This is a genomic window from Streptomyces sp. NPDC048825 (genome assembly GCF_043198355.1).
GTDB classification, from domain to species: Bacteria; Actinomycetota; Actinomycetes; order Streptomycetales; family Streptomycetaceae; genus Streptomyces; species Streptomyces xiangluensis.
The window spans coordinates 191587-217772 of sequence record NZ_JBICUR010000005.1 but is presented as its reverse complement, the minus strand read 5'-3'; the positions used below and the strand labels follow the sequence as shown (position 1 = coordinate 217772).

Sequence of the window (26186 nt, the reverse complement as noted above, 5' to 3'; positions counted from 1 at the left end):
TCCTCCGTCCTGGGAGGCCTTGATGAAGAAAAGAGCAACCGCTCTGTGCGGTGCCGCCGCCGTGCTGGCCGGGTTGGTGACCGCGGTTCCGGCCGACGCGAACGCGGGCGCCGCGACCGCACCGCACTCCAACCAGTCCGCCCCCGCGGCAAAGCTCACCTGGAAGAAGTGCGGCACCGAGGACTACCCGACGCTCCAGTGCGCGTCCCTCAAAGTGCCGCTCGACCACTCGAACCCGTACAGCGAACGCATCACGCTCGCGCTGTCGCGGATCCCCCACACCTCGAAGACGTACCAGGGGCCACTTCTCGTCAACCCGGGCGGTCCCGGCGGCAGCGGTCTCACGCTCGCCGGGTTCGTCGCGTCCTCGCTGCCGAAGGAGGTGGCGGCGCAGTACGACGTCGTCGGCTTCGACCCGCGCGGCGTCGGCGCCAGCAAGCCCGCGCTGGACTGCCGGCCCGGTCACTTCGCGCCGGTACGCCCCGACTCCGTGCCGAGCACCCCTGCCCTGGAGAAGGCCAACCTCGCCCGGGTACAGGCCTTCGCCGAGGAGTGCGGCAAGAAATACGCGGACGTGCTGCCGTACATCGACACGGTGAGCGCGGTCCGTGACATGGACGCCATCCGGCACGCACTCGGCGCCAAGAAGATCAACTACTTCGGCTACTCGTACGGCACCTACCTGGGCGCCGTGTACGCGAAGCTCTACCCGGAGCGCGTGCGGCGCCTGGTGCTCGACTCCATCGTCGACCCCACCGGTGTCTGGTACGACGACAACATCGATCAGGACTACGCCTTCGACAGCCGCCACAAGGCCTTCATGGCATGGGTCGCCAAGTACAACGCGACCTACAAGCTCGGCACCGATCCGGCGAAGATCGAGGCCAAGTGGTACGCGATGCGGGCGGCGCTGGCGAAGAAGCCCGCGGACGGCACGGTGGGCGCGTCCGAACTGGAGGACACGTTCCTCCCCGGCGGCTACTACAACGGCTACTGGCCTTACCTCGCCGAGGCGTTCGCGGCCTACGTGAACGACAAGAACGACGACCCGCTGGTCGAGGCGTACCAGAACTTCGCCGCCGTCGACGCGGCGGGCGACAACGGCTACAGCGTCTACACCGCTGTGGAGTGCCGTGACGCGTCCTGGCCGCGGGACTGGAACCAGTGGCGCCACGACAACTGGAAGGTGCACGAGAAGGCACCGTTCATGACCTGGAGCAACGCCTGGTACAACGCGCCGTGCGCGTTCTGGCCGACGGATTCGCTCGACCCGGTCGACGTCGCCAACGACTCGCTGCCGCCGGCGCTGCTGTTCCAGGCGACCGACGACGCGGCCACCCCGTACGAGGGCGGTGTCACGGTCCATCACCTGCTGCGCGGCTCCAGCCTGGTCGTCGAGCAGGGCGGCGGAAACCACGGCATCACGCTGTCCGGGAACACCTGCCTGGACCAGCACCTGGCAACGTACCTGTCCACCGGCAAGGTTCCGCGCAGCGACGGCGAGGCCGACGCGGTGTGCGAGACACTGCCGGATCCCGAGCCGCTGACCGCACAGGAGGCCTCGGCTTCGCGCGGCGCGACACTGCACGGCATGCTCGGATTCCGAGGCTGAGCCTCGGTATGTGATCAGTGAGCAGCGGCTGCCCGTCGGGGGCATTGTCAGTGCCATGGTCCACGATGGACCCATGACCGAACTGACCCGCATTCCCGCCCCCGACGGGGTCGCCCCCGCCACCGGATACACCCATGTCGTCCTGGGCACCGGCCGCTTCGTGGCGATCTCGGGCCAACTGGCACTGGACGAGAACGGCAAGCTGGTCGGCGAGAACGACCCCGCGGCCCAGGCCCGCCAGACCTTCGAGAACCTCCGCCGCTGCCTGGCCGCCGCCGGGGCAACGTTCGACGACGTGATCAAACTGACCTACTACGTCACGGACATGGCCCACATCCCGGCCGTCCGCGCGGCCCGCGACGCCTGCATATCCCCCGACCGCCTGCCGGCGTCCACGGCCGTGCAGGTCGCCGGCCTGGTACGCCCGGAGTTCCTGATGGAGATCGAGGCGTACGCGATACTGCCCGAGTGATCCACATCCGTGAAATGACCCTCGCCGACTGCGAGCGCGTGGCCGAGATCCGGATACGCGGCTGGCAGAGCGCCTACGCGGGCCTGATACCCCAGTCCTACCTCGACGGGCTCGACCTTACGGCCGAGGTGTCGCGCCGCCGGGCCCACTTCGAGCAGGCCGGCGAGGGCGTGGTGAACCTGGTCGCGGTGGGGGCACCTCCCAGGCCCTTAAGGCACTGGGGGAGGAACGGCGAGGTGGTCGGCTGGGCGTGTCACGGTCCCTACCGAGACGGTGAACTCCCCACGAAGGATGCCGAGTTGTACGCGATCTATGTGCACCCCGACCGGCTCTCCCAGGGCGTGGGCCACGCCCTGCTACGGGAGTCCAAGGCCCGCTGCACCGACGCAGGCCACGACCGGATGCTGCTGTGGGTACTCAAGGAGAACGCTCGCGCCCGCCGCTTCTACGAACGGGCCGGCTTCACTCCGGACGGCACGGAGGAGCCGTGGGAGGTGGCCGGCGTCTCGGTACCCGAGGTGCGTTACTCCGGGCCACTGGCCGTAGCCCCGTAAGGGGCGCGGGACTGTATCAATCTGCGGCTCCGCCGCGCGGGCGCGACCAGCCACGACGCACCCGCAGTTCACATACTCCGCCCTGCCGGGGCCTGGGGCGGGGCCCCAAGGGATAGGAACGGGTAGGGGCGGCGGGGGCGAAAACCCCACCCGGCACTAGCGAGGAGATCGCTGAACCGGCAACCGCTTGAGCGCACCGGCCGCCGCCTGCGCCAGCGAAGGATGCGCAAGCGCCTCGTTCAAGATGGCACGCGCGCGCTCGTCCCCCAGCGCACCCAGCCCCTCCACACAAGCAAGCGCAACCCTGCGATACGGATCATGCGGCCGAAACCGCCGCGCCAGCGTAGTAATCAGCGCAGGCACAGCCTCAGGAGCCCGCAGCTCCACCAACAACCGCACCGGATGAAGCGCATAAGCAACCCGCAGCTCATTGGTGGCAAGCGCAGCCGCCGCCCGGGCGGTACGCGGATCCCCAAGCCGCGCCAACGCATACGCAGCAGAAGCACACCGCTGCGGATCCCGATGATTGAGCAGCAGAACAAGCGTCTCAAAGGCCCGCCGATCCCCTACAAGCCCAAGCCGGAACGCCGCCAACTCCCGCGCCCACAGCGGCTGCTGGGGCGCGGTGAGCACATCGGCCAGCTCATCGAGATCACCGGTGGAAACCAGACGTTCGTACGCGAATGCCTCCCCAGCACCCGCCTCAAACCGTAAGCGCCCAGTGAGCGACCGAAACTCTTCGTCCATGGCGCGAGCTTATCCGCGACGTACGTCACATAACCTCGACTCTTCCGCACACTGGCGCGCTCGTTACCCGCGAGTTAAGCTCAATCGAGCGAGTTACCCACTCGCATACCTGCTTACGGCGGCCTGGTGACGCAGCCGCCGTGAGTGTCGGTCGGTTCGGTACTTCGAGTACCTCAGTACGACTCGGCTCCGGGACAGGGCCGGTCGGTCTTCACCGCCTCGCGGGCCTGCGTGTCCGGCCCGCGGACGGCACCGGGCGTGTGCGCTTCGCAGCCCGGCTCCACACCCGCACAACTCCCGCACTGTGTGCGCCGGTCGGCGTATCCAGATGCGTCCCTCAGTCGTCACTCATCCCTGGAGTCCCGTGATGGCCACTCCCCTGTCCGACACCCCTCTGCCCCATCTCAAGATCGTCGCCGTGGTCGGCCTCGGCACGATGGGCACCGGCATCGCGGAGGTTCTCGCCCGGGCCGGCCGCGAGGTCATCGGCATCGACATCAGCGAGTCCGCCGCCGCCCGGGCCCAGACCGCGCTCGAGGCCGCGACCGCCCGTGCCGTTCGGCGCGAGCGGCTCACCGAGCAGGAGCGCGAGGAGCTCCTCGGACGCTTCCGCACCTCCACCGATCTGCGCGCGGCGGCCGACGCCGACCTGGTGATCGAAGTGGCCCCGGAGTCGTACGAGATCAAGCGGCAGATCTTCCGCGAGCTCGACGGCATCGTGCGCCCGGAGACAGTTCTGGCGACCGGCACCAACGCCCTCTCGGTCACCCGGCTCGCCGCCGACTCGGCCCGTCCCGAGCGTGTTCTCGGGCTGCACTTCTTCAACCCGGCGCCCGCGATGAAGCTGGTCGAGGTCGTCTCGTCCGTACTGACCGCGCCCGGCGCCGTCACCGCCGTCACGGATCTCGCCCTCGAACTCGGCAAGGAGCCCGTCGCCGTCGGCGACCGCCCCGGCTTCGTCGCCGACGGTCTGCTGTTCGGCTACCTCAACCAGGCGGCCGCGATGTACGAGGCGAAGTACGCGAGCCGCGAGGACATCGACGCCGCGATGAGGCTGGGCTGCGGACTGCCCATGGGCCCGCTCGAACTGCTCGACCTCATCGGCGTCGATACCGCGCGTACGGTCCTGGAGGCCATGTACGCCGCCTCGCACGACCGGCTGCACGCGCCGGCGCCGATCCTCAGGCAGCTCAGCGAGGCGGGCCTGACCGGCCGCAAGTCGGGCCGCGGCTTCTACACCTACGACGCTCCGGGCAGCGGGACCGTCGTGCGCGACGCGCTGACGCCGCTCTCCTCGGGCCCCGAAACCCCTGGGCGCCCCGTCCGCTCGGTCGGTGTCGCGGGCTCCGGCACCATGGCGTCCGGCATAGCCGAGGTCTTCGCGAAGGCCGGGTACGACGTCGTGCTCGCCGCGCGCAGCGAGGAGAAGGCGCAGTCCGCCAAGGCCCGTATCGGCAAGTCGCTTTCGCGCTCTGTCGACAAGGGGCGGATGACCGCCGAGGCCGCCGCCGAGACTCTGGAGCGGATCACTCCGGCGGGTTCGTACGACGCCTTCGCCGAGGTCGATCTGGCGCTGGAGGCCGTCGCCGAGGACCTGGAGATCAAGCAGCAGCTGTTCGCGGTGTTCGACAAGGTCTGCAAGCCGGGCGCGATCCTGGCCACCACGACCTCCTCGCTGCCCGTGGTCGCCTGCGCCCGCGCCACCTCGCGCCCGCAGGACGTGATCGGCATGCACTTCTTCAACCCGGCCCCGGCGATGAAGCTGGTGGAGGTCGTCCGCACCGTTCTCACCGCGGACGATGTGCACGCCACGGTCCGCGAGCTGTGCACGAAGATCAAGAAGCACCCGGTGGACTGCGGCGACCGCGCGGGCTTCATCGTGAACGCGCTGCTGTTCCCGTATCTGAACAACGCGATCAAGATGGTCCAGGAGCACTACGCCTCGCTCGACGACATCGACGCCGCGATGAAGCTCGGCGGCGGCTACCCGATGGGCCCCTTCGAGCTCCTCGACGTGGTCGGTCTCGATGTCTCGCTGGCCATCGAGAAGGTCCTGCACCGCGAGTTCCGCGACCCGGGCCTTGCCCCGGCGCCGCTTCTCGAGCACCTGGTGGCCGCGGGCTGCCTCGGCCGTAAGACCGGCCGCGGCTTCCGCGAATATGCACGGCGCTGAGCGACGGCCCGGCGACTGGTTCACGGACCGCGCGGACTGGGGCGGACTGCTCGACCCGGCCGGTGCCTCTCCCCCTGCACAGGACGGGGGGAGAGGGGATCTTGAGCGCCCCGCTCCACGAATGCAGTACGTTCGGGGCATGTCCCAGCCGGTCAAGTCCTCCCGTACACCAGCCACGCCCGACGCTCCGGAGAGTGCCGCGGGCAGCCGCGCCGCCGCCCAACGGCTCAAGATGCGCCGCGAGCTGGCGGCCGCGGCCATGGAATTGTTCGCGACCAAGGGCTACGAGGCGACGACCGTCGACGAGATCGCCGCGGCGGCCGGGGTCGCCCGGCGCACCTTCTTCCGGCACTTCCGCTCCAAGGAAGAGGCGATCTTTCCCGATCACGACGACACCCTGATCCGGGCAGAGGCGGTACTGAATGCCGCGCCGGCGCACGAGCATCCGCTCGACACCGTGTGCCGCGGCATCAAGGAAGTCATGAAGATGTACGCGGCCCAGCCGGAGATCTCGGTGTCGCGGTACAAGCTCACGCGTGAGGTGCCGACGCTGCGGGAGGCGGAGATCGCGTCCGTGGCGCGGTACGAGCGGCTGTTCACGCGCTATCTGCTGGGGCACTTCGACGAGCACGCACACGACGACGACGCGAACGACGATCCGCTCCTCGCGGAGGTCGCCGCCTCGGCCGTGGTCACGGCGCACAACCATGTGCTGCGGCGGTGGCTGCGAGCCGGCGGGCAGGGCGACGTGGAGGCGCAGCTGGACCACGCGTTCGCCATAGTCCAGAAGACCTTCGGTACGGGCATCGGGGTGGGGCGTGAGACCGCGCCTCGCTCAGCGGCGGCCTCGGTCGCCTCGCAGGGCGAGGTGCTGGTGACGGTGGCCAGGACGGACGCACCGCTCAACGAGGTCATGAAGACGATCGAGCAGGCGCTGCGAGAACGGTCGTAGAAGGGCCGTACAGCGGGCGTAGGGACTTCGGCCGCGGCACCGCGACCCCCGCCGTTCACCCGCCGTTCACCATCCACCGGACTGTTCAGGGCGGTTCTGGAGCGAGTACTGATCGATCATCGCTCATCTGTTACGGGCGAATGACAGATGAGAGAAAATTCTGGCACTCCGTGCCTTGCGACGTGACACGCGGTGCCATACGTTGGAGTAGTCCGGGCGGCCGGCGTGCAGAGCACCTTCGTACGCCGGCTGTCCCCGCAAGCTTTATGGCCTGCGCGCCCGGACGCCTGCGTCACAGGCAACCTTCCGCGCCACAAAGCGCTGCCAGCTCCACCTTGGCCGAACCGACGGCACGCCTCACATCAGCAGCAACCACCCCGACGTAACCCTCAAGCGCTCCCCGAGCGCTCGCTTCGCCGGAGGCAACACCGTGAAGGAAATCCTGGACGCGATTCAGTCGCCGGAGTCCACCTCCGCCGACTTCGCCGCACTGCCGCTGCCCGACTCGTACCGCGCGATCACCGTGCACAAGGACGAGACGGAGATGTTCGCGGACCTCACCACCCGCGACAAGGACCCCCGCAAGTCGCTGCACCTGGACGAGGTGCCGGTGCCCGAGCTCGGTCCCGGCGAGGCCTTGGTGGCCGTGATGGCCTCCTCGGTCAACTACAACTCGGTGTGGACCTCGATCTTCGAGCCGCTGGCCACCTTCGGCTTCCTGGAGCGGTACGGCAAGCTCTCGGAGCTCACCAAGCGCCATGACCTGCCGTACCACATCATCGGGTCCGACCTCGCGGGTGTCGTCCTGCGCACCGGTCCCGGCGTGAACGCCTGGCGGCCCGGTGACGAGGTCGTCGCGCACTGCCTGTCGGTCGAGCTGGAATCGTCCGACGGCCACAACGACACGATGCTCGACCCGGAGCAGCGCATCTGGGGCTTCGAGACGAACTTCGGCGGTCTCGCCGAGATCGCCCTCGTCAAGTCCAACCAGCTGATGCCGAAGCCGGATCACCTCAGCTGGGAGGAGGCCGCCGCTCCCGGCCTGGTCAACTCCACCGCGTACCGGCAGCTGGTGTCCCGCAACGGCGCCGACATGAAGCAGGGCGACAACGTCCTCATCTGGGGCGCGAGCGGCGGACTCGGCTCGTACGCCACGCAGTTCGCGCTCGCGGGCGGCGCCAACCCCATCTGCGTCGTGTCCTCCCCGACCAAGGCGGAGATCTGCCGCTCGATGGGCGCCGAGGCGATCATCGACCGCACCGCCGAGGACTACAAGTTCTGGAAGGACGAGCACCACCAGGACCCGCGCGAGTGGAAGCGCTTCGGCAAGCGCATCCGTGAGCTGACCGGCGGCGAGGACGTCGACATCGTCTTCGAGCACCCGGGCCGCGAGACCTTCGGCGCCAGCGTGTACGTCACCCGCAAGGGCGGCACGATCGTCACCTGCGCGTCGACCTCGGGCTACAACCACGAGTACGACAACCGCTACCTGTGGATGTCCCTGAAGCGCATCATCGGCTCGCACTTCGCCAACTACCGCGAGGCCTGGGAGGCCAACCGGCTCATCGCGAAGGGCAAGATCCACCCGACGCTCTCCAAGGTGTACTCACTGGAAGAGACCGGGCAGGCCGCGTACGACGTGCACCGCAACCTCCACCAAGGCAAGGTGGGCGTGCTGGCACTGGCGCCCCGCGAGGGCCTGGGCGTGCGCGACGAGGAGAAGCGCGCCAAGCACATCGACGCCATCAACCGCTTCCGGAACATCTGAGGTCCGTACATGAGTGAGCGTCAGACTGCGCCTGCGGCACAGGGCGAGCCGCCCGCGCCGCAGGCGCAAAAAGAACGGGACCGGCCGTGGTTGATGCGGACCTACGCCGGTCACTCCACGGCCGAGGCGTCCAACGAGCTGTACCGGCGCAACCTCGCCAAGGGCCAGACCGGTCTTTCGGTCGCGTTCGACCTGCCGACACAGACCGGCTACGACCCCGACCACATCCTCGCCCGCGGCGAGGTCGGCCGGGTCGGGGTCCCCGTCTCGCACGTCGGTGACATGCGCCGGCTGTTCCAGGACATCCCCCTGGAGCAGATGAACACCTCGATGACGATCAACGCCACGGCCATGTGGCTGCTGGCGCTCTACCAGGTCGTCGCGGAGGAGCACGGTGCGGACATCACCAAGCTCCAGGGGACGACACAGAACGACATCGTGAAGGAGTACCTGTCGCGGGGCACACATGTGTTCCCGCCGGTGCCTTCGCTCCGTCTGACGACGGACATGATCGCGTACACGGTCAGCCACATCCCCAAGTGGAACCCGATCAACATCTGCAGCTACCACCTCCAGGAGGCCGGAGCCACTCCGGTCCAGGAGATCGCGTACGCGATGTCGACGGCCATCGCGGTACTGGACGCGGTCCGCGACTCGGGCCAGGTGCCGCAGGAGCGCATGGGTGACGTCGTCGCGCGCATCTCCTTCTTCGTGAACGCGGGCGTCCGCTTCATCGAGGAGATGTGCAAGATGCGGGCGTTCGGCCGCATCTGGGACCGGATCACGCGCGAGCGGTACGGGATCGAGAACCCCAAGCACCGGCGCTTCCGGTACGGGGTCCAGGTCAACTCCCTCGGTCTGACCGAGGCCCAGCCGGAGAACAACGTCCAGCGGATCGTGCTCGAGATGCTGGCCGTGACGCTCTCGAAGGACGCACGCGCGCGTGCCGTGCAGCTCCCCGCCTGGAACGAGGCCTTGGGCCTCCCCCGCCCCTGGGACCAGCAGTGGTCGCTGCGCATGCAGCAGGTGCTCGCGTACGAGAGCGACCTGCTCGAGTACGAGGACATCTTCGAGGGCTCGCACGTCATCGAGGCGAAGGTCAGCAAGCTCGTCGAGGAGTCGCTCGCCGAGATCGACCACATCCAGGAGCTGGGCGGCGCGATGGCGGCCGTCGAGTCCGGTTACCTGAAGTCGCAGCTCGTCTCCTCGCATGCCGAGCGCAGGGCCCGCATCGAGTCCGGTCAAGAGAAGATCGTGGGCGTCAATGTCTTCGAGACGACCGAGCCGAACCCGCTGACGGCCGACCTGGACACGGCGATCCATACGGCCGACCCGACGGTCGAGGAGCGCGTCGTACGGGCCCTGGGTGAATGGCGTGACGCACGCGATCACACACGCGCGGGAGCGGCACTGGAGCGGCTGAAGGAGACAGCTGCCGGGACGGGCAACCTGATGGAGGCCACACTGGAGTGCGCCCGTGCGGGGGTCACCACCGGCGAGTGGGCGGGCGCCCTGCGGGAGGTGTTCGGCGAGTTCCGGGCACCCACCGGCGTCTCGTCGGCGCCCGTCGCGGTCGCCGCGCAGGAGGGCAGCGCGCTGGCGGAGGTGCGCCGCAAGGTCGACGTGACCGCCCGTGAAATGGGCGTCGGCAAGCTGCGCTTCCTGGTGGGCAAGCCGGGCCTGGACGGGCATTCCAACGGCGCCGAGCAGATCGCCGTACGGGCCCGCGACGCCGGGTTCGAGGTGGTCTACCAGGGCATCCGGCTCACGCCCGAGGAGATCGTGGCCGCGGCCGTCGCCGAAGACGTGCACGCGGTCGGTCTGTCCATCCTGTCCGGCTCGCACGCGCAGCTGGTGCCGGACGTGCTGGAACGGCTGCGTGTGGCAGGAGCCACAGACATCCCGGTGATCGCGGGTGGCATCATCCCGAATGGTGACGCCGATCAGCTGCGTGCCGCAGGAGTGGCCGCGGTCTTCACCCCGAAGGACTTCGACATCACCGGAATCATCGGCCGCATCGTCGACGAGATCCGGACCGCGAACAAGCTCGACCCCCTGGAGGTCCCCGCATGACCGCCCGCCCGTCTCCCGCCACCACCCCTCCAACGAGCGGCTTCGCCGCGCACCTTCCTAGTGTCAACCGTCTCCGTCCGCGGCGCTCGTGCCTGGCCGTCCCCGGCTCGAACCCCCGCTTCCTGGAGAAGGCCCAGGGCCTCCCCGCGGACCAGGTCTTCCTGGACCTGGAGGACGCGTGCGCGCCGCTCGCCAAGCCCGAGGCGCGGCACACCATCGTCAAGTTCCTCAACGAGGGTGACTGGACGGGCAAGACGCGGGTCGTGCGCGTCAACGACTGGACGACGGAGTGGACGTACCGCGATGTCGTGACGGTGGTCGAGGGGGCGGGTCCGAACCTCGACTGCATCATGCTGCCGAAGGTCCAGGACGCCCAACAGGTGGTGGCCCTGGACCTCCTTCTCACCCAGATCGAGAAGACGATGGGCTTCGAGGTCGGCAAGATCGGTATTGAGGCGCAGATCGAGAACGCCCAGGGTCTCAACAACGTCAACGAGATCGCCCAGGCGTCCCCGCGCGTCGAGACGATCATCTTCGGCCCGGCCGACTTCATGGCGTCGATCAACATGAAGTCGCTAGTTGTGGGCGAGCAGCCGCCCGGCTACCCGGCGGACGCCTATCACTACATCCTGATGAAGATCCTTATGGCCGCGCGCGCCAACAACCTCCAGGCGATCGACGGCCCCTACCTGCAGATCCGCAACGTCGACGGATACCGCGAGGTCGCCCAGCGCGCCGCCGCCCTCGGCTTCGACGGCAAGTGGGTGCTGCACCCGGGTCAGGTCGAGGCGTCCAACGAGATCTTCTCGCCGTCCCAGGAGGACTTCGACCACGCCGAGCTGATTCTGGACGCGTACGAGTACTACACGTCCGAGGCGGGCGGCAAGAAGGGCTCCGCGATGATCGGCGACGAGATGATCGACGAGGCCAGCCGCAAGATGGCGCTCGTCATCTCGGGCAAGGGCCGGGCGGCCGGCATGACCCGTACGTCCAAGTTCGAGGCCCCGGAGGCGTAAGACACCATGCAGTTCGGCCGCACCTACGAAGAGTTCACCGTCGGGGACATCTACAAGCACTGGCCCGGAAAGACGGTCACCGAGTACGACGACCACCTCTTCTGTCTCCTGACGATGAACCACCACCCCCTCCACATGGACACCAACTATGCGGAGAACACGACGGACTTCGGGAAGAACGTCGTCGTAGGGAACTACATTTACTCGCTCCTGCTCGGCATGTCGGTCCCCGACGTGTCCGGCAAGGCGATCGCGAACCTGGAGATCGAGTCGCTGCGCCATGTAGCGCCGACCTTCCACGGCGACACGATCTACGGCGAGACGACCGTCCTCGACAAGACGCCCTCCAAGTCCAAGTCGGACCGCGGAATCGTTTACGTCGAGACAAAGGGTTACAAGCAGGACGGCACGCTGGTCTGCGTGTTCCGCCGCAAGGTGATGGTTCCCACCGAGACGTACATCAAGGAGCGCGGCGGCGAGCAGCCCGGCCGGCCCCAGCTCAAGGAGCAGGAGAAGTAGCCATGGCGCGACTCGCCCAGACCGCCGGTCTGACCGACATCCAGCAGGAGATCCTGTCCACCGTCCGGGACTTCGTGGACAAGGAGATCATCCCGGTCGCGACCGAGCTGGAGCACCGCGACGAGTACCCGCAGCAGATCGTCGACGGCCTCAAGGAGTTGGGCCTCTTCGGGCTGATGATCCCCGAGGAGTACGGGGGCCTGGGCGAGTCGCTCCTGACGTACGCCCTCTGCGTCGAGGAGATCGCGCGCGGCTGGATGTCGGTGTCCGGCATCATCAACACGCACTTCATCGTGGCGTACATGCTCAAGCAGCACGGCACGCAGGAGCAGAAGGAGTACTTCCTGCCGCGTATGGCGGCGGGCGAGGTGCGCGGCGCGTTCTCCATGTCGGAGCCGGCGCTCGGCTCGGACGTGTCGGCGATCACGTCCAAGGCGGTCAAGGACGGCGAGGAATACGTCCTGAACGGTCAGAAGATGTGGCTGACCAACGGCGGTACGTCGACGCTCGTGGCCGTCCTCGTCAAAAGTGACGAAGGACACCCAGAGGGCACCGCGCCCCACAAGTCGATGACGACCTTCCTGGTCGAGAAGGAGCCCGGCTTCGGTGAGGTCCGGCCCGGCCTCACGATCCCCGGGAAGATCGACAAGATGGGCTACAAGGGGGTCGACACGACCGAGCTGATCATGGATGGCCTGCGCATTCCGGCCAATCGCGTGCTCGGCGGAGTCACCGGCCGCGGCTTTTACCAAATGATGGACGGTGTCGAAGTCGGCCGCGTCAATGTGGCGGCACGTGGCTGTGGCGTCGCTCAGCGTGCATTCGAGCTCGGTGTCTCGTATGCCCAGCAGCGTCACACTTTCGGCAAGCCGATCGCCCAGCACCAGGCCATTCAGTTCAAGCTGGCCGAGATGGGCACCAAGGTCGAGGCCGCCCATGCGATGATGGTGAACGCAGCTCGCAAAAAGGATTCAGGGGAGCGAAACGACCTCGAGGCAGGGATGGCGAAGTACCTCGCCTCCGAATACTGCAAGGAAGTCGTGGAGGACGCGTTCCGGATCCATGGCGGCTACGGCTTCTCCAAGGAGTACGAGATCGAGCGCCTCTACCGTGAGGCTCCGATGCTGCTGATCGGCGAAGGTACGGCCGAGATCCAGAAAATGATCATCGGGCGCCGGCTGCTCGAAGAGTATCGATTCCAGGGTTAGACGTGCCGATTGGGGTGTTTTGCTCGAGGTGAACATCACACCCCGTCAGGACTTCGGCCGTTGACTCGGCTTCCTGGCTTGCCCAGTTGTGGCCCGCGACCGGTACGATCCCAGGAAGCCGCCGTCCCCCTCCTGCAGCGCGGCATCATCCGCTACGAAGGTCATCCATGCCCCACAGCCCAATCTCTGCACCTCGCGACAGCTTGGTCGGCGCACGCCTCGCGCGCGGAGCATCGCCGTGGCTCCTCCCGACCGTCGCCACCGCAGCCCTCAGCCTGGTACGCGCGCGCAAGTCCGGCGCCGCCAAGGCAGTGGCCGTACCCGCCACCGCGCTCGCGGCGGGCATGCTGTGGTTCTTCCGTGACCCCGAGCGCGAGATCACCTCGGGCCGGGTCATCTCGCCCGCCGACGGAGTGGTGCAGAGCATCATGCCGTGGAAGGACGGCCGCACCCGCGTCGCAATCTTCATGAGCCCGCTGAACGTCCACGTGAACCGCGCCCCGCTCTCCGGCACGGTCACGTCGGTCGAGCACATCCCCGGCGGCTTCGTTCCGGCGTTCAACAAGGAGAGCGAGAACAACGAGCGCGTCGTCTGGCACTTCGACACCGAGCTCGGCGACATCGAGATGATCCAGATCGCCGGTGCGGTCGCGCGACGCATCGTGCCGTACGTTCCGCAGGGCACCAAGGTCGAGCAGGGGGACCGCATCGGTCTGATCCGCTTCGGCTCGCGCGTCGACATCTACCTCCCCGAGGGCGTCGAGGTCGCGGTGGAGGTCGGTCAGAAGACGGTGGCTGGGGTGACTCGCATTGACCGTGATTGATCCGGAGGCTCAGGCCGGCACCGGCTGGGTGCCGGATACCGACGAGGCGGACGACGCGGAGGAGATGCCGCTGTCACTCCGCCTCTCGATAGCGGACACGCTGACCCTCGGCAACGCCACGTGCGGCTTCATGGCGGTGTACTTCACCACCACCGGCATCCTGATCCCGCACCTCACGGGCAGCCAGGAGTCGGGCATGGCCCGGAACAGCGCGGCCACGGCCGTGATCCTGATGCTGTGCGCGGCGGTCTTCGACCTCTTCGACGGACTGGTGGCCCGCAAGCTGCGCTCCTCTCCCATGGGTGCGGAGCTCGACAACCTCTCGGACCTGATCAGCTTCGGTCTGGCACCCGCGTACTTCGTCCTCGTCTACGGCATGGTCGCGGACGACGCGCAGCAGCGAGTGGCGGCGGTGGGGGCCATCGTGGTCCTCCTGGCGGTCGTGCTGCGGCTCGCCAGATTCTCGTGCGTGACAGTGAAGGACGGCACGTTCCAGGGCATGCCGTCACCATTCGGCGCGCTGACCGTGGTGTCCATCGTGCTGCTTGAGCTGCCCTTCGTCGCCACGCTCATGGCGATCCTGGGCACGGCCTGGCTGATGGTGAGCCGCGTCGAGTACCCCAAGCCGCGGGGCCGCCTCGCGGTGGCGATGCTCTCCTGGATCGTCCTCAGCATGGGCCTGCTGACCTCCTGGGCCTTCGACGCCCCCGGCGGCCAGCTCCTCCTCCAGACGGGCTGCGCACTCCAGCTGGTCACCGGCGCGGTGATTCCCCTGTTCGCCACGGCGCGAAGGGTGAACAACTTCCGCGACAACCGACGTGAGGCGCGAGCGGCCCAGTTGCCTTAGCGGCAGGCCGGACAGACAGACGGGTGTGGGCCCGAGCCGATACGGCTCGGGCCCACACCCGTTTCAGCCCAGCGGCTCCGAACCTCAGACCAGGAAGTCCCGCGCGATCCGCTCCCCCACGTCCTCCAGAAGCGGCCCCGCCTCGGCGATGCAGCGCGCCACGTCGGGCTCCACGTCCGTCAGGGGGTACGCCCGGCGGATGCCCGCCCGGCCTAGGGCCTCCGGAGGAAGGGCGAGCCGGCCGCAGACCGCGATGACCTCCTTGTCGGCGGCGCGCGCGACAGCTGCGACCCCGGCGGGAGCCTTGCCGTGGAGGGTCTGCTCGTCGAGGGAACCCTCGCCGGTGATGACGAGCGTGGCCCGTTCCAGCGCGGGCGCGAAGCCGAGAACGTCGAGCATCACCTCGATCCCGGGCCGGAAGCTCGCGCCGAGGCCCACAAGAGCCCCGTAGCCGATACCGCCGGCGGCCCCCGCACCGGGCACGACGGCGCACTCCGCGGCCCTGTCCCCGATCGCCTTCTCCAGAACCGCGGCGAAATGCGCGAGGGAGGCGTCGAGGGCCACCACGTCATCCGGAGAGGCCCCCTTCTGCGGGCCGTACACCGCAGGCGCCCCCTTCGGCCCGGTCAGCGGATTGTCCACGTCGCTCGCGAGCACCACGTCGACCGAGGCGAGACGGGGATCAAGACCGGACAGATCAGCCGTGGCGAGCTCCCGCAGGGGCCCGCCGCCGGGAGGCAGCGGCTGCCCGTCCTCGTCCAGGAAGCGGGCCCCGAGCGCGGCCAGCATCCCCGCGCCCCCGTCCGTCGTGGCGCTGCCGCCGACCCCGAAGACGATCGTCCGTGCCCCGGCGTCCAGGGCGGCCCGGAGCAGCTCTCCGGACCCGTACGTGGACGCGGTGAGCGGAGCGAGGACGCCGAGAGGCAGCCGCTGCAAGCCGCTGGCCTCGGCCATCTCCACGACCGCCGTGTCGCCGCGCAGTGCGTACGCGGCGGTGACCTCGTCCCCGAGCGGCCCGGCGACCCGTACCTCACGCCGCTCGAACCCGGCCGCGACCGCGGCGTCGACCGTGCCGTCGCCACCGTCGGCCACCGGCAGTGCCTCGACCTCGACGCGCGGCGCGACCCGGTGCAGCCCCGCCGTCACCCGCTGCGCGACCTCCACGGCCGTGAGCGAGCCCTTGAACTTGTCCGCGGCGATGAGCACCCGCTGGGTACGCCCCCGGGTCCGGTTCACTGCAGCGTCCGCCACCTTGTACTCCCCTTGTTCTCCGGGCCTTGACATGTCAAGGCAGTCGCGCCGCTGTGACCCTAACCGGCGGAGGCGGGCGCTGCCCAGGCGGAATCCCGCACGCCGGACAGTGCCTGAGTGAACAGTGAACGGCTCTTACTCGGCCGTCGCGGCGCCCGGGGAGTCGTACATCTGGTGCGTCAGCGTCCCGCTGCCGCCGAACGGCACGCTGATGTGCTCCAGCACGTCCTCCAGGGTGTCGGTGTCGCCCATCCGGACGTTGCCGACGTCCCCGGTCCTGACCAGCGGATCGCCGGGCGCGGCATGGGCAGGGGCCGCCGCGGTGGCGGACAGGGCGGCGACAGCGGCGGCGACCGCCAGGAAGGTCGTACGGCTCTTCGGCTGCGCGGAACACAGGGACTGAACGGAAGGCACGGAACGCACGGAACGCATGGATCTCCAAACCCGCAATACGAATAAAACCCGACGAGACTCTCATGTGGCGCGAGGCGGGATCGGCATAAACCAGGCAGGACGGGCAGGAATTCGGTACACCGGACGTATGACCCCTGTCGGTGTTGACGTCGCGGACCGCGTTCTCGGGGGCTGGCTGGGCCGGATCGCGGGCAACATGCTCGGCAAACCGGTCGAGCAGGGCGACCACTGGACGCGGGACCGCATCGACCGCTATCTGCGGCAGGCCGCCGCCCTGCCGCTCACCGACTATCTGCCCGAGCCCGTCGAGCCGGGCGTCGAACTGGAGCTGCGCCCCGAGTGGCGTGAGTGCGTACGCGGCCGGATCCACGGCAGTTGCCGGGACGACGACGTGGACTACGCGATCCTCGGCCTCGATCTCCTCGAGACGTACGGCTTCGGCTTCAGTACGGAGCAGGTCGGCGAGCTGTGGCTCCTGCGGCTGCCGTATCTGCAGACGTTCACGGCGGAGCGCGTCGCGTACCGGAACCTCGCGGACGGTCTGAAACCGCCGCTGACCGCGACGCACGACAACCCCTACCAGGAATGGATCGGCGCCCTCATCCGCGCCGACATCTACGGCTGGACCAGCCCGGGCGACCCTCGACGCGCGGCCTCCCTCGCCCGCCGGGACGCCGTCCTGTCGCACACCGCCAACGGCGTTTGCGGGGCAATGTGGGCGGCGGCGCTGATCTCGGCGGCGTTCACGGTCGACACCGTGCGGCAGGCCGTGGACCAGGCGCTCGCCGTGATCCCCGCGAGCAGCCGGCTCGCCCGGACCGTACGGCGGGTGGTCTCCCTCCATGACACCCGGATGACCTGGGAGGACACCCTGACGACGGTCGCGGAGGAGACTGCGGGGCTCGGCTGGATCCACACGATCCCCAACGCGGCCGTCCTGACCGCGGGGCTGCTGTACGGCGACGGCGACTTCACCCGTTCCATCACGCTGACGGTCCGGGGCGGCCTGGACACCGACTCCAACGGAGCGACGGCGGGCTCGGTGGCAGGGGTGCTCACCGGCGCGGACGCGATCCCGGACCAGTGGAAGGACCCGCTGGAGGACAGGGTGCGCAGCGCCGTGTTCGGGTTCGACGGGGTGCACATCAGCGAACTGGCGGAGCGGACGGTGCGGTTGGTGGGGGCGGAGGGCTGAGAGGGCGTCTTCTTCCGTTGTTTCATCCCGGATTGCCGGATTGGGGCGGTTCACGTGCCGCGCCAGCTCGGGGTGGATTCGGCTGTGAGGCGACGGGTCATGAGGTTGATCATCGCGAGTGGACCATGGCTTCGGAGCGATGCGGTTTGGCTTCGTAGTCGCGGGCCAGGCGACGGTGGCTCATCAGGTGGGATCGCGGCGGACGATGTGCATGTCGATGCCGAGGGTCGCGGCGTGCTCGACGAGGTGCTGGCGGTAGCCGCCGTCGACCCAGGTCTTGCGGACGGTGGGATGCTCGGCGGCCACCTTCTCGATGAGGGCCTGGCCGGCGACGGAGTCCTGCACGCTCGCGGCCGTGACCAGCACCGCCAGCAGCAAGCCGACGGTGTCGACGACAATGCTCCGCTTGCGGCCCACGATCTAATGGGCGGTAGCTGAGGTCGCTGATGGCGCCTCCTCGGCGCCGGCCGCAGGCGTCAGCACAACGTCTGCCGACGATCCGGGCCTTGAGCCCTCAAAGAAGACTGACGTGTGCTGACGCTCGCAGTCGGCGTCGACACTCTCGGCCTATTACTACTGGTCATGGTGACCGCCGCCAGCGTCTCGGACAACGAGGCCGGCATACAGCTCCTCACCCGCGTCACCGACCACCCCACCATCAGCAAGGCATGGTCGACACCGGCTACAAGTAGAAGGCGATCGAGCACGGCGCCGCCCTAGGCATCGACGTCGACATCGTCCCTGCCCGCGCAGGGCCGGGACCGCAGGGGTTACCCGGACTGACTGCCAGGGTTCCAAAAAATTGCCGCCGTGGGGACTGCCTTAGGGCACTGGTACCGGTGGCACCTCTAGGTCCGCCCCACTGTTGCCCGCCCCTTGAATACGCCACTTGCCGCCCCCGATCGGCACACAGCGCCGCCGCATGCTCTCACCAAGGACATCGGGCCAACGCGTTCGCTCTGACCAAACGACCTCGGTCAGGTCCGCGTGGCTCAGGTTCGTGCCGACCAAGTCCGCGTGGCTCAAATTCGCGTCGGCCAGGTCCGCGCCGGGCAGATTCGCGCGGGCCGAGTTCGCGCGGTCAGGTACGCGCCGGGCAGGTCAGCGCCGGCGCTGCCGCCGCGCTCGCCGTTGGGCCGCCGCCGATCACGTACCCGGTAGGTGACCCAGGTCCGTATCGGTGCGTGTGACCCATTCGGGTTCGTGGACCAGAAGGCTCAGCTGCCGGCCCTGGAGGTCGACGTCGACGACGAACCGGAAGCCGACCGCCTCCGCGTGTTGCTGGGCGACGCGGTCTCCCTCCCCCACCGCGTACACCACCCGGCGACAGCGTGGATCAGCTACTCGAACGGCTTCCAGCAGTGTTCGCAGAAGGGCAGGTACCGTCTGTGCGCGCTGATCCGACTCCAGGACGAGTTCCACGTCATGGGCCGCGACGGGATAGGCGTCCCGGAGCCGGCCGGCCGCGCAGCGCTCCACGCGGACGAGGACGTCGGTGTCGCGCCGGCGCAGGCGCAACGTGCCCGTAAGGCGGCTCCATGACTCCCTCGTCGTCTGCCATGTGCCTTCGACGTCCAACTGTGGGAGCGCGGGGATCGAGAGCACGTCAGCCGTCCCTTCCGGCCAGGTGTCGGACGTGGGCCTTGTCGAGCTTGCCGGAGGCATTTCTGGGGACGGCGGGCACGATCGTCAGCCGTCTCGGCAGCTTGTAGCGGGCCAGGCGTCCGGCTGCCCAGGCGTGCACAGCCTCCAGTGTGATCTCCGAGGCCTCCTCCACGCTCACCACCGCCGCCACGGTTTCCCCCCATTGGTCGTCGGGCACTCCGACGACGGCGACGTCGACCACACCGGGCATGGCGGACAGGACGCGCTCGACCTCGGCGGGGTAGACGTTCTCGCCGCCGCTGATGATCATGTCCTTGAGGCGGTCGACGATGTAGAGGTAGCCGTCCTCGTCGAGGTAGCCGATGTCGCCCGAGTGGAACCAGCCGTCCTCGTCGAAGGCCGCCTGGTTCGCCTCGGGGTTGTTCCAGTAGCCGGCGGTGACGTTCGGGCCGCGGACGACGATCTCCCCGCTCTCCCCCGCCTTGACCGGCAGGCCGGTCGCCGCGTCGACGACGCGGACTTCAGTGAAGGGCATGGGTATACCGGCGGAACCCGTTTTCTCCAGGGTGCGTTCGGCCGGCAGGTGGGTGGCGAAAGGAGCGGTCTCGGTCAGTCCCCATGCCTGCTGGAGCAGGATGCCGTGCTGGGCGTAGAGCTCGATCAGGGAAGGCGGCACCGGCGCTCCCGCGACCACGACGGACCGCAGTCGGCTGAGGTCCGCCTGGAAGACGCCGTGAACGCGGGCCAGCGCTGAGAACATCTGGGCCACCCCGAATATGGAGTTCACCTGGTGGGTGACGAGGTCGTCGAGACACGTCTGTGGCTCGAAGCCCCGCCGGATCACCACCGTGCCGCCGCGCACGAGGGTGCGCATCACGAAGCTGTTCAGGGCACCGATGTGGAACAGCGGGGCCGCGGCATACGTGACGTCGCCGCGCCGGGTGTCCAGGCGCAGCTCCACGTTCACTGAGTTCCACCAGATGTTTCCGTGGGTCAGGACGACGCCCTTGGGCGTGCCGGTGGTTCCGGAGGTGAACATGAGGATCGCGGGATCGTTGGCGCCCTTGGCCGGGACACCGGCGGCCGGCTGGGCCGCCCCGAGCAGTGGCGCCCAGGGCTCCCATCCCGGCGCCCCCGTCGTCGGGGCTTCCGGGTCGTCGTCCACGAGAAGGAAGCGGGCGAGGCTCGTCCGGCCGCGTACCTTGTCGACGCTCTGCCGGTGCCCCTCCTCGCAGATCAGAGCCGTGGCTCCGCTGCCGTCGAGCACAGCCTCCAGCTCCGCTTCGGCGAGCCGGAAGTTGACCGGCACGAAGACGGCGCCGAGCCGGAACGCGGCCAGCATCGTCACCAGGAAGGAGCTGCTGTTGAGACCGAGGTAGGCGACCCGGTCGCCGTCCGCGACGCCGCCGTCGGCGAGGACTCCGGCCAGGCGGGCAGCCTTGTCGTCAAGTTCGGCGTAGGTGAGGTCACCCCCGGGGTAGCGGATGACGACGGTGTCACCGTGGTAGCGGGCGTTGCGTTCGACCGCGGCGGCAGGGTTCAGGTCGACCCGCAGGCCGGAGTTGGCCGGGTGCGGGGTCACGGCTGAGAGCGTGGTCACGAGCGGCTCCTCGTTGAGCTTCAGAGATGGTCGCCGCCGGCGGCGGTCGCGAACCCGCGTACGCCGATGCCGCCGTCGACGGTGATCGCGTGCCCGGTGATCGGGCCGCTTTGGGCACGGGAGGCGAGCAGCACGTACGGCCCGGTGAAGTCGCGGGGGTCGGTGCTGCAGTCGTGCAGGGGGATGGGCGGCGGCGGGGAGCCCGGTGCCTTCTTCGCGAACGACGCCGAGATCGAGCGGTCGGCGAGCGCCAGCGCTGAGGGGCCGCGCAGGTCGGTGTTCATGCCACCGCAGGCGACACCGTTGACACGGACCTTGGGGGCCAGCTCGTAGGCGAGCTCGCGCATCAGGCCGAGGCAGGCGTGCTTGCTGGCGGTATAGAGCGGGCCGCCTCCGTTCACGTAGAAGGAGGCGTTGGACAACGTCATCACAATACTGCCGCGGGTCTTCACCAGCTCGCGCCAGGCGGCCTCGGCGGCCAGGAGGTAGCCCTTGACGTTGACGGAGAAGATCTCGTCGAAGGCCGTGTGCAGTTCCCCGCCGGTGAGACGGGTGAGCTGTCGCTGGTAGTCCCAGACGCCCGCGTTGGTGACGAGTGTGTCGAGTTTGCCGAAGCGTTCGACGGTCTGCTCGACGGCGGCGTGCATGGCCTCGCTGTCGCGGACGTCGGCCGTGACAGTGTGGATCCGCTCCGGGTCGGCGGCCTGGCGTACGACGTCGTCGAGCCGGTCCTTGTCCCGGCCGAGGATCGTGACGGAGGCGCCCTCGGCGAGGAAGCGTTCGGCGACCGCGCGGCCGATGCCGGAGCCGCCGCCGGTGATCAGCGCCGCGTACCCGTCCAGCCAGCCGCCACTCATGATCGCTCCGTGAGGAAGCCGGTGATCAGTTCCTCGAACTCGCGCTGCCGCTCCATCTGTACCCAGTGGCCGCAGCGGCCGAAGACGTGCAGTTGTACGTCGCGGATGTGCTTGAGCAGGAGCTGGGCGCCGTCGAGGGTGATGGTGCGGTCGTCGCGGCCCCACAGCAGCAGCGTCGGCGCCTTGATCCTGTGCAGGTCGCGCCAGAGCGGGTCCATGCCGCCGCGCTTGGCGAACGCGGCGTTGTAGTGGTGGTAGAAGGCGCTGTGGCTCTCGTCCAGGGAGGCCTCGTAGCGGGCGCGGACAACGTCCTCGCCGAACTGCCTGTGGTCGAAGACCATGGTGCGGATGAACGCGGCCATCTTCTTCTCGCTGGGCCCGCCGCCATTGTAGTAGCGGAACATCTCCTTCTGGCCCTCGGTGGGCGTGGGGCCGAAGGGCAGCCAGCCCCCGCCGGGCGCCATGAGGACGAGCCCGGTCACCCGCTCGGGGCGCTGCTGGGCCATGGCGATGGCGGCGGCCCCGCCCAGGCTGTTGCCCAACAGGTGGAAGGTGTCGATGCCGAGCGAGTCGAGTGCCTGGTACAACGCGTCGACCGTGATCTCGGTGATCGACCGCTTCTCCAGGTCCTCTTCGGTGGGCCGGTAGCTGCCGCCGAAGCCCGGCTGGTCCGGCAGGACCACACGGAAGTTCCGGGCCAGGGCCTGAAGGTTCTGGTGATAGTTGCTGACGCCGGAGGCGCCGGGCCCGCCGCCGTGCAGCATCACCAGCACGGGGCCTTCACCGGTTTCGGCCACGGTGATCTCACCGAGGGTGGTGGGAACGCGGTGGTGCCTGAGGTCGAGGTCGGTCACGAGGTGTCCCATCAAAGTGGAGCGGCGGCTCAGAAGAACGTCGAGATGTTCTTCGCCAGCAGGATGTTCTGGTCGAGGAGGATGGTTCGGCGGGCGACCTGGAGGCGGCCGCCTGCGGTACGGCGCAGAAGGTCGGTCCGGGAACCGGCGAAGACGTTCTCCTCGCGCTCCAGGCGGTTGCGGTAGACCAGGAACGCCGATTGTGCCCACAGATCGTTCTCGCCGACCCCGTCGTGTTCGGCGGGGTCGGCGTGCCGGACCATCACGTTGGTCACCAGGTGGCGGGTGCGCGAGGGCGGGTCCTCGGCCCAGGCCATGCCGGAGTCGAAGCGGCGGATGCGCCAGGCGAGGCTGTCCTTGGTCTCGTCGTAGAAGGCCGCCTCGCCACGTGCCGCGACGGACAGGGACTGCTGGCGGCGCAGGCGGTTGGTGCGCGTGGGCATCCAGTAGTCGAGGTCGTCGGCGAGCAGGTCGAGCCAGTCGGTGTAGCGGCCGGCGTCGAGGAGGTCGGCTTCCTCGTAGTAGAACTGCTCGACCTCGAAGTGGGTGTCGCGGTCGGCGCGGGCGCCAACTTGCGACCGGGTCGGCTCAGTGGTTGTGCTCACGGTGTCATTCGATCCCTTCTCGGACCGGGGGCGGTACGCGCCGTGCCGCTGTGCGGCACATCAGCCGCGGAGCAGCGCGCGCAGGTTCACGGACGGGTCGGCCAGCCGGGCGGCGTCCACGGGGAGGCGGCGGTCGATCATGCGCTGTGCCGCCCGTACGGCCTGCGGGTCGTCCACCGACGCAGCAGCGACCACGTGCCCGTCACGCAGGCCGAAGACCGAGAAGCTGGGATTGTCGAAGGAGCCGCGTACGACCCTCTCGGCGGCCTCGTGCATGTGACCGACACTCTCGAGGTGGCAGCCATGCCGGTCGGACCAGAACCACGGTGCGGTGGGCGCCGGCGGCTCGGCACCGAGAAGGGTGGCCGCCGCGCGGGCCCCGTCCTGCTGGGCCGCCTCCCAGTGCTCGGTGCGTGGCAGGAGGACGCCGTCCAGGCTGGTGCGCGCGGGGTCGCCGACCGCGAGCACGTGCGGGTTGGAAGTGACCTGGTCGGGGCCGACGACGATGCCGCGATCCACCTCCAGCCCTCCTGCGCGGGCGAGTTCGGTGTGCGGCACCATGCCGACGCCAAGCAGCGCCGCGTCGAAGAGCCGGGGCTCGGCCGCTCCGGCGAAACGGGCTTCGATGCCGTCGGCGTGGTCGGTGAAGGACTCCACGGTGGCCTGTGCAGTAGCCACGTCGTGGCGGGCGTGCTGCGCGTGCAGCCAGTTGGCCAGCTCCGGGCCGACCGCGGTGGACAGCGGCGCGGCCACGGGGTCCACCAGCAACACCTCGCAGCCGAGCTGTACGGCGGTGGAGGCGGTCTCGGCTCCGATCAGGCCGGCGCCGACGACCAGCAGACGGGCGCCGGGCACGAGTGCCTTGCGCAGCCGGTCGGCGTCGTCGGCGGTGCGCAGCACGTGGACGCGAGTGCTGCCCGCGCCGGGGATGGGCGGGCGGGCGGCGGCGCCTCCGGTGGCGAGCACGACACCGTCGGCGGGCAGCAGGCCGCCGTCGGCGAGTTGGACGGCCCCCTCGCTGGGCCGCAGGGCGGTCACTGTGGTCCGGTTCACCAGCCGGACCCGCTGCTCGTCGTACCACTGCGGGGACTGGAGAGCGATCTGGCCGATGTCCTTGGTGCCGGCGAGGAAGTCCTTGGACAGCGGGGGCCGGTCGTAGGGGAACTCGCCGGCGTCGACGAGGGTGAGGTCGCCGTCGAAGCCGCCCGCGCGCAGGGCGCTGGCCGTGCTGACCCCGGCGACGCCACCGCCCACGATCACCACACGGTTGCTCACGGCGTCTCCCCCGGGAAGAGGTAGACCTCGGCGTCCCGCACCACGACGCGGTGCGGGCAGACGTTCCTGGTCGCGGGCAGCCCCTGGACCTCGCCGTTCTTCAGGCAGAACTTGCTGGAGTGCAGCGGGCACTCGACATAGCCGTCCTCCACCCAGCCGTCGGCCAGCGAGGCGGTCTCGTGGGTGCAGGTGTCGTCCAGGGCGTAGACGATGTCGTCGGTGTCGCGCAGCAGGGCGATGTTGTCGGCCGTTCCGGTGATTGCCTTGTCGATGGCGATGCCCTCGCCCTGCGGGATGTCGTCCAGGGCGGCGACGCGGATGCCGTCACTCATTTTTCGTGCTCCTCGTGCCAGGCGGGGGTGTTCATCAGTTCGCGCCAGCGCCCGTAGAAGGCCATCCCTGCGGCGTCGCTGTACAGCTCGCTGGTCGTGCCGGGGTGGCGGCCGTCCTCGCGTTCGGAGTCCATGCCCATCTGGTAGTTGAGGGCCACGTTGTTGGTGACGAAACCGTGCGAGATGGCCTGCACCTCGCTCCAGTTCTCACCGTCGTCCTGCTCGAAGATGCCGCTGGGACCGAAGGTGCGCAGGTTGTACAGGCGCTGGGCCTCGCGCACTTCCTCGGGCATCGACGTGTTGACGATGGTCCAGGACCACACCTCCATGCGGTCGGGTCCCTTGGGGTGCCAGACGCGGATGGAGCCGTTGACCGGCAGATAGGAAAAGTTGGGGAAGACGGTGGCGTGGCCGTTGGTCAGTGGGCCCTCCACGCGGGCGTCACCGAGGCGTTCGCGCAGAGCTTCATAGTCCGTCCATTTGTGCACGGTCTGCGCGTCGAAGCGGTTCTTGGGGTGGACCGGGAAGCCGGCGCCGTTGCCATTGGCGTCGGAGTACTGGCGGCCGGTGCGGTGCACGACCTCGGCCTTGGGCGTCTTCCCGGAGGACGAGAGGACCATGAGCGCCGAGGCGTGGCTCATGTTCACGTGGTACCAGTCGGTGGCGAACTGCTCGGCCGCCAGCTTCCAGTTGCCCTCCAGCACCCACTTGTGGACACCGCCCACCACAACGGTGCCGTGCTCGTCGTGGTCGAGCATCGCGTCCAGGTACCAGGCCATGTCGCCGAGCTGCTCGCGCAGCGGCACCGGGTCGGGGTTCCAGGTGCCGAAGACCAGCCCGCGGTAGGTCTGCACGTGCGGCACTTCCACCAGGCCCCAGTCCTCGGTGCGGAAGGAGTCCGGGTAGCCGTCCTGGTTGGGCACGCTGACCAGTGAACCGTCCAGGTTGTACGACCAGCCGTGGTAGGTGCAGGTGAAGTTGCGGGTGGTGCCGACGTCGGCCCGGCAGACACGGGCGCCGCGGTGCCGGCAGGAGTTGAGGTAGGCCCGGATCCGGCGGTCGCGGTCGAGGGTGACGATGACCGGGTCCTCACCCATGTACGTGGTGAAGAAGTCGCCGGGCTTGTGGAACTGGTCGGTGTGCGCGAGGAACAGCCAGCTCGGTGCGAAGACTCGGCGCAGTTCCTGCCGGTACAGCTCCTGGTCGGTGAAGATCACCCGGTCCAGGAGTCCGCCCTCGGTGTCCACGAGCCCGGAGACGTCGATGGTGCGGGCCAGGTCCGCCGGGCGCCGCAGGGTTCCGCGCGGCGTGGTCGGCGCCCCGCCCTGGGGTTCGTTCGTGGAGGTCATGGCGACAGGCAACAGCAGTACGACAGATCCCTGCCACGGCTCGTTCCGTACGGCGGCACGCTGACTGTCCGCGGACCGTACTGC

Annotated in this window: 25 protein-coding genes and 2 pseudogenes; 15 read left to right on the top strand and 12 right to left on the bottom strand. The window is 68.9% G+C overall.

Annotated features, from left to right (window positions below; genetic code table 11):
* Nucleotides 1–22 precede the first annotated feature (22 nt).
* From ACGFNK_RS14955 to ACGFNK_RS14945, 3 genes are all read left to right on the top strand, one after another.
* Nucleotides 23–1612 (top strand): alpha/beta hydrolase, encoded by a 1590-nt coding sequence (locus ACGFNK_RS14955; RefSeq protein WP_393415833.1) that lies wholly within the window; start codon nucleotides 23–25, stop codon nucleotides 1610–1612.
* A 73-nt stretch (nucleotides 1613–1685) separates the two neighbouring features.
* The gene (locus tag ACGFNK_RS14950) at nucleotides 1686–2084 is read left to right on the top strand and encodes a RidA family protein (protein WP_386349707.1); all 399 of its coding nucleotides are present in this window, start codon (nucleotides 1686–1688) and stop codon (nucleotides 2082–2084) included.
* Between the two features lie 14 nt (nucleotides 2085–2098).
* Nucleotides 2099–2638: a GNAT family N-acetyltransferase gene (locus ACGFNK_RS14945; protein WP_393416272.1), complete on the top strand. Its 540-nt coding sequence runs from the start codon at nucleotides 2099–2101 to the stop codon at nucleotides 2636–2638.
* A 156-nt stretch (nucleotides 2639–2794) separates the two neighbouring features.
* Here the strand turns inward: ACGFNK_RS14945 and ACGFNK_RS14940 are convergent, their stop codons facing one another.
* The gene (locus ACGFNK_RS14940) at nucleotides 2795–3385 is read right to left on the bottom strand and encodes an adenylosuccinate lyase (RefSeq protein ID WP_393415831.1); all 591 of its coding nucleotides are present in this window, start codon (nucleotides 3383–3385) and stop codon (nucleotides 2795–2797) included.
* Nucleotides 3386–3752: 367 nt separating this feature from the next.
* Here ACGFNK_RS14940 and ACGFNK_RS14935 point away from each other — a divergent pair, with 367 nt between their 5' ends.
* The 9 genes from ACGFNK_RS14935 to pssA all read left to right on the top strand — a co-directional run bounded on the left by ACGFNK_RS14935 (nucleotide 3753) and on the right by pssA (nucleotide 14765).
* Nucleotides 3753–5558: a 3-hydroxyacyl-CoA dehydrogenase family protein gene (locus tag ACGFNK_RS14935; RefSeq protein ID WP_393415829.1), complete on the top strand. Its 1806-nt coding sequence runs from the start codon at nucleotides 3753–3755 to the stop codon at nucleotides 5556–5558.
* Between the two features lie 139 nt (nucleotides 5559–5697).
* Entirely contained in the window at nucleotides 5698–6510 is an 813-nt protein-coding gene (locus tag ACGFNK_RS14930) for a TetR family transcriptional regulator (RefSeq protein WP_393415827.1), read from the top strand.
* A gap of 430 nt (nucleotides 6511–6940) precedes the next feature.
* On the top strand, nucleotides 6941–8278 hold the full coding sequence (gene ccrA / locus ACGFNK_RS14925) for a crotonyl-CoA carboxylase/reductase (RefSeq protein WP_393415825.1): 1338 nt from the start codon (nucleotides 6941–6943) through the stop codon (nucleotides 8276–8278).
* Nucleotides 8279–8287: 9 nt separating this feature from the next.
* On the top strand, nucleotides 8288–10351 hold the full coding sequence (locus ACGFNK_RS14920) for a protein meaA (RefSeq protein WP_393415823.1): 2064 nt from the start codon (nucleotides 8288–8290) through the stop codon (nucleotides 10349–10351).
* Nucleotides 10348–11367 carry an HpcH/HpaI aldolase/citrate lyase family protein gene (locus tag ACGFNK_RS14915; RefSeq protein ID WP_393415821.1) on the top strand — a complete coding sequence of 340 codons (1020 nt, stop codon included), beginning with the start codon at nucleotides 10348–10350 and terminating at the stop codon, nucleotides 11365–11367. Before ACGFNK_RS14920 ends, ACGFNK_RS14915 begins: the two co-directional genes overlap by 4 nt.
* Nucleotides 11368–11373: 6 nt before the next feature.
* The gene (locus tag ACGFNK_RS14910) at nucleotides 11374–11886 is read left to right on the top strand and encodes a MaoC family dehydratase (RefSeq protein ID WP_393415819.1); all 513 of its coding nucleotides are present in this window, start codon (nucleotides 11374–11376) and stop codon (nucleotides 11884–11886) included.
* Nucleotides 11887–11888: 2 nt separating this feature from the next.
* On the top strand, nucleotides 11889–13094 hold the full coding sequence (locus ACGFNK_RS14905; RefSeq protein WP_393415817.1) for an acyl-CoA dehydrogenase family protein: 1206 nt from the start codon (nucleotides 11889–11891) through the stop codon (nucleotides 13092–13094).
* Nucleotides 13095–13261: 167 nt separating this feature from the next.
* The gene (locus tag ACGFNK_RS14900) at nucleotides 13262–13918 is read left to right on the top strand and encodes a phosphatidylserine decarboxylase (protein WP_386349687.1); all 657 of its coding nucleotides are present in this window, start codon (nucleotides 13262–13264) and stop codon (nucleotides 13916–13918) included.
* A gap of 28 nt (nucleotides 13919–13946) precedes the next feature.
* Entirely contained in the window at nucleotides 13947–14765 is an 819-nt protein-coding gene (gene pssA, locus ACGFNK_RS14895; RefSeq protein ID WP_386349727.1) for a CDP-diacylglycerol--serine O-phosphatidyltransferase, read from the top strand.
* 84 nt (nucleotides 14766–14849) lie between these two features.
* On the opposite strand, the gene ACGFNK_RS14890 is transcribed toward pssA, so the two are convergent.
* Together ACGFNK_RS14890 and ACGFNK_RS14885 are read right to left on the bottom strand one after the other, a co-directional pair.
* A complete protein-coding gene (locus ACGFNK_RS14890; protein ID WP_393415815.1) occupies nucleotides 14850–16016 on the bottom strand; it encodes a glycerate kinase in 1167 nt (388 codons plus the stop codon).
* 135 nt (nucleotides 16017–16151) lie between these two features.
* On the bottom strand, nucleotides 16152–16430 hold the full coding sequence (locus ACGFNK_RS14885; RefSeq protein WP_393415813.1) for a hypothetical protein: 279 nt from the start codon (nucleotides 16428–16430) through the stop codon (nucleotides 16152–16154).
* A gap of 127 nt (nucleotides 16431–16557) precedes the next feature.
* Between ACGFNK_RS14885 and ACGFNK_RS14880 the strand changes: the two genes are divergently transcribed.
* Nucleotides 16558–17625 (top strand): ADP-ribosylglycohydrolase family protein, encoded by a 1068-nt coding sequence (locus tag ACGFNK_RS14880; RefSeq protein ID WP_393415811.1) that lies wholly within the window; start codon nucleotides 16558–16560, stop codon nucleotides 17623–17625.
* A 50-nt stretch (nucleotides 17626–17675) separates the two neighbouring features.
* On the opposite strand, the pseudogene ACGFNK_RS14875 reads toward ACGFNK_RS14880, so the two are convergent.
* Nucleotides 17676–18045: pseudogene (locus ACGFNK_RS14875) on the bottom strand (transposase); the annotation flags it as partial.
* A gap of 123 nt (nucleotides 18046–18168) precedes the next feature.
* Here ACGFNK_RS14875 and ACGFNK_RS14870 point away from each other — a divergent pair.
* Nucleotides 18169–18314: pseudogene (locus ACGFNK_RS14870) on the top strand (transposase); the annotation flags it as partial.
* Nucleotides 18315–18447: 133 nt separating this feature from the next.
* Here ACGFNK_RS14870 and ACGFNK_RS14865 read toward each other — a convergent pair.
* Complete coding sequence (locus ACGFNK_RS14865; protein WP_165263499.1) at nucleotides 18448–18681, bottom strand: pentapeptide repeat-containing protein; 234 nt, start codon at nucleotides 18679–18681, stop codon at nucleotides 18448–18450.
* 147 nt (nucleotides 18682–18828) lie between these two features.
* Here ACGFNK_RS14865 and ACGFNK_RS14860 point away from each other — a divergent pair, with 147 nt between their 5' ends.
* Nucleotides 18829–19167 carry a hypothetical protein gene (locus tag ACGFNK_RS14860; RefSeq protein ID WP_165263474.1) on the top strand — a complete coding sequence of 113 codons (339 nt, stop codon included), beginning with the start codon at nucleotides 18829–18831 and terminating at the stop codon, nucleotides 19165–19167.
* Between the two features lie 64 nt (nucleotides 19168–19231).
* Here the strand turns inward: ACGFNK_RS14860 and ACGFNK_RS14855 are convergent, their stop codons facing one another.
* From ACGFNK_RS14855 to ACGFNK_RS14825, 7 genes are read right to left on the bottom strand one after another with little or no spacing between them, the layout of a single operon-like run.
* Nucleotides 19232–20830 carry a long-chain-fatty-acid--CoA ligase gene (locus ACGFNK_RS14855; protein WP_393415809.1) on the bottom strand — a complete coding sequence of 533 codons (1599 nt, stop codon included), beginning with the start codon at nucleotides 20828–20830 and terminating at the stop codon, nucleotides 19232–19234.
* 20 nt (nucleotides 20831–20850) lie between these two features.
* Nucleotides 20851–21687 carry a 3-(cis-5,6-dihydroxycyclohexa-1,3-dien-1-yl)propanoate dehydrogenase gene (hcaB, locus tag ACGFNK_RS14850; protein ID WP_053740133.1) on the bottom strand — a complete coding sequence of 279 codons (837 nt, stop codon included), beginning with the start codon at nucleotides 21685–21687 and terminating at the stop codon, nucleotides 20851–20853.
* Nucleotides 21684–22541 carry an alpha/beta fold hydrolase gene (locus ACGFNK_RS14845; protein ID WP_393415807.1) on the bottom strand — a complete coding sequence of 286 codons (858 nt, stop codon included), beginning with the start codon at nucleotides 22539–22541 and terminating at the stop codon, nucleotides 21684–21686. The genes hcaB and ACGFNK_RS14845 overlap by 4 nt, the downstream gene beginning before the upstream one ends.
* A gap of 29 nt (nucleotides 22542–22570) precedes the next feature.
* Nucleotides 22571–23146, bottom strand: a complete 576-nt coding sequence (locus ACGFNK_RS14840) for a 3-phenylpropionate/cinnamic acid dioxygenase subunit beta (protein WP_053740131.1) — start codon at nucleotides 23144–23146, stop codon at nucleotides 22571–22573.
* A gap of 60 nt (nucleotides 23147–23206) precedes the next feature.
* On the bottom strand, nucleotides 23207–24421 hold the full coding sequence (locus ACGFNK_RS14835; RefSeq protein ID WP_393415805.1) for an NAD(P)/FAD-dependent oxidoreductase: 1215 nt from the start codon (nucleotides 24419–24421) through the stop codon (nucleotides 23207–23209).
* Entirely contained in the window at nucleotides 24418–24753 is a 336-nt protein-coding gene (locus tag ACGFNK_RS14830) for a non-heme iron oxygenase ferredoxin subunit (protein ID WP_165264706.1), read from the bottom strand. Before ACGFNK_RS14830 ends, ACGFNK_RS14835 begins: the two co-directional genes overlap by 4 nt.
* On the bottom strand, nucleotides 24750–26102 hold the full coding sequence (locus ACGFNK_RS14825) for an SRPBCC family protein (protein ID WP_393415803.1): 1353 nt from the start codon (nucleotides 26100–26102) through the stop codon (nucleotides 24750–24752). The genes ACGFNK_RS14830 and ACGFNK_RS14825 overlap by 4 nt, the downstream gene beginning before the upstream one ends.
* Between the last annotated feature and the right edge of the window lie 84 nt (nucleotides 26103–26186).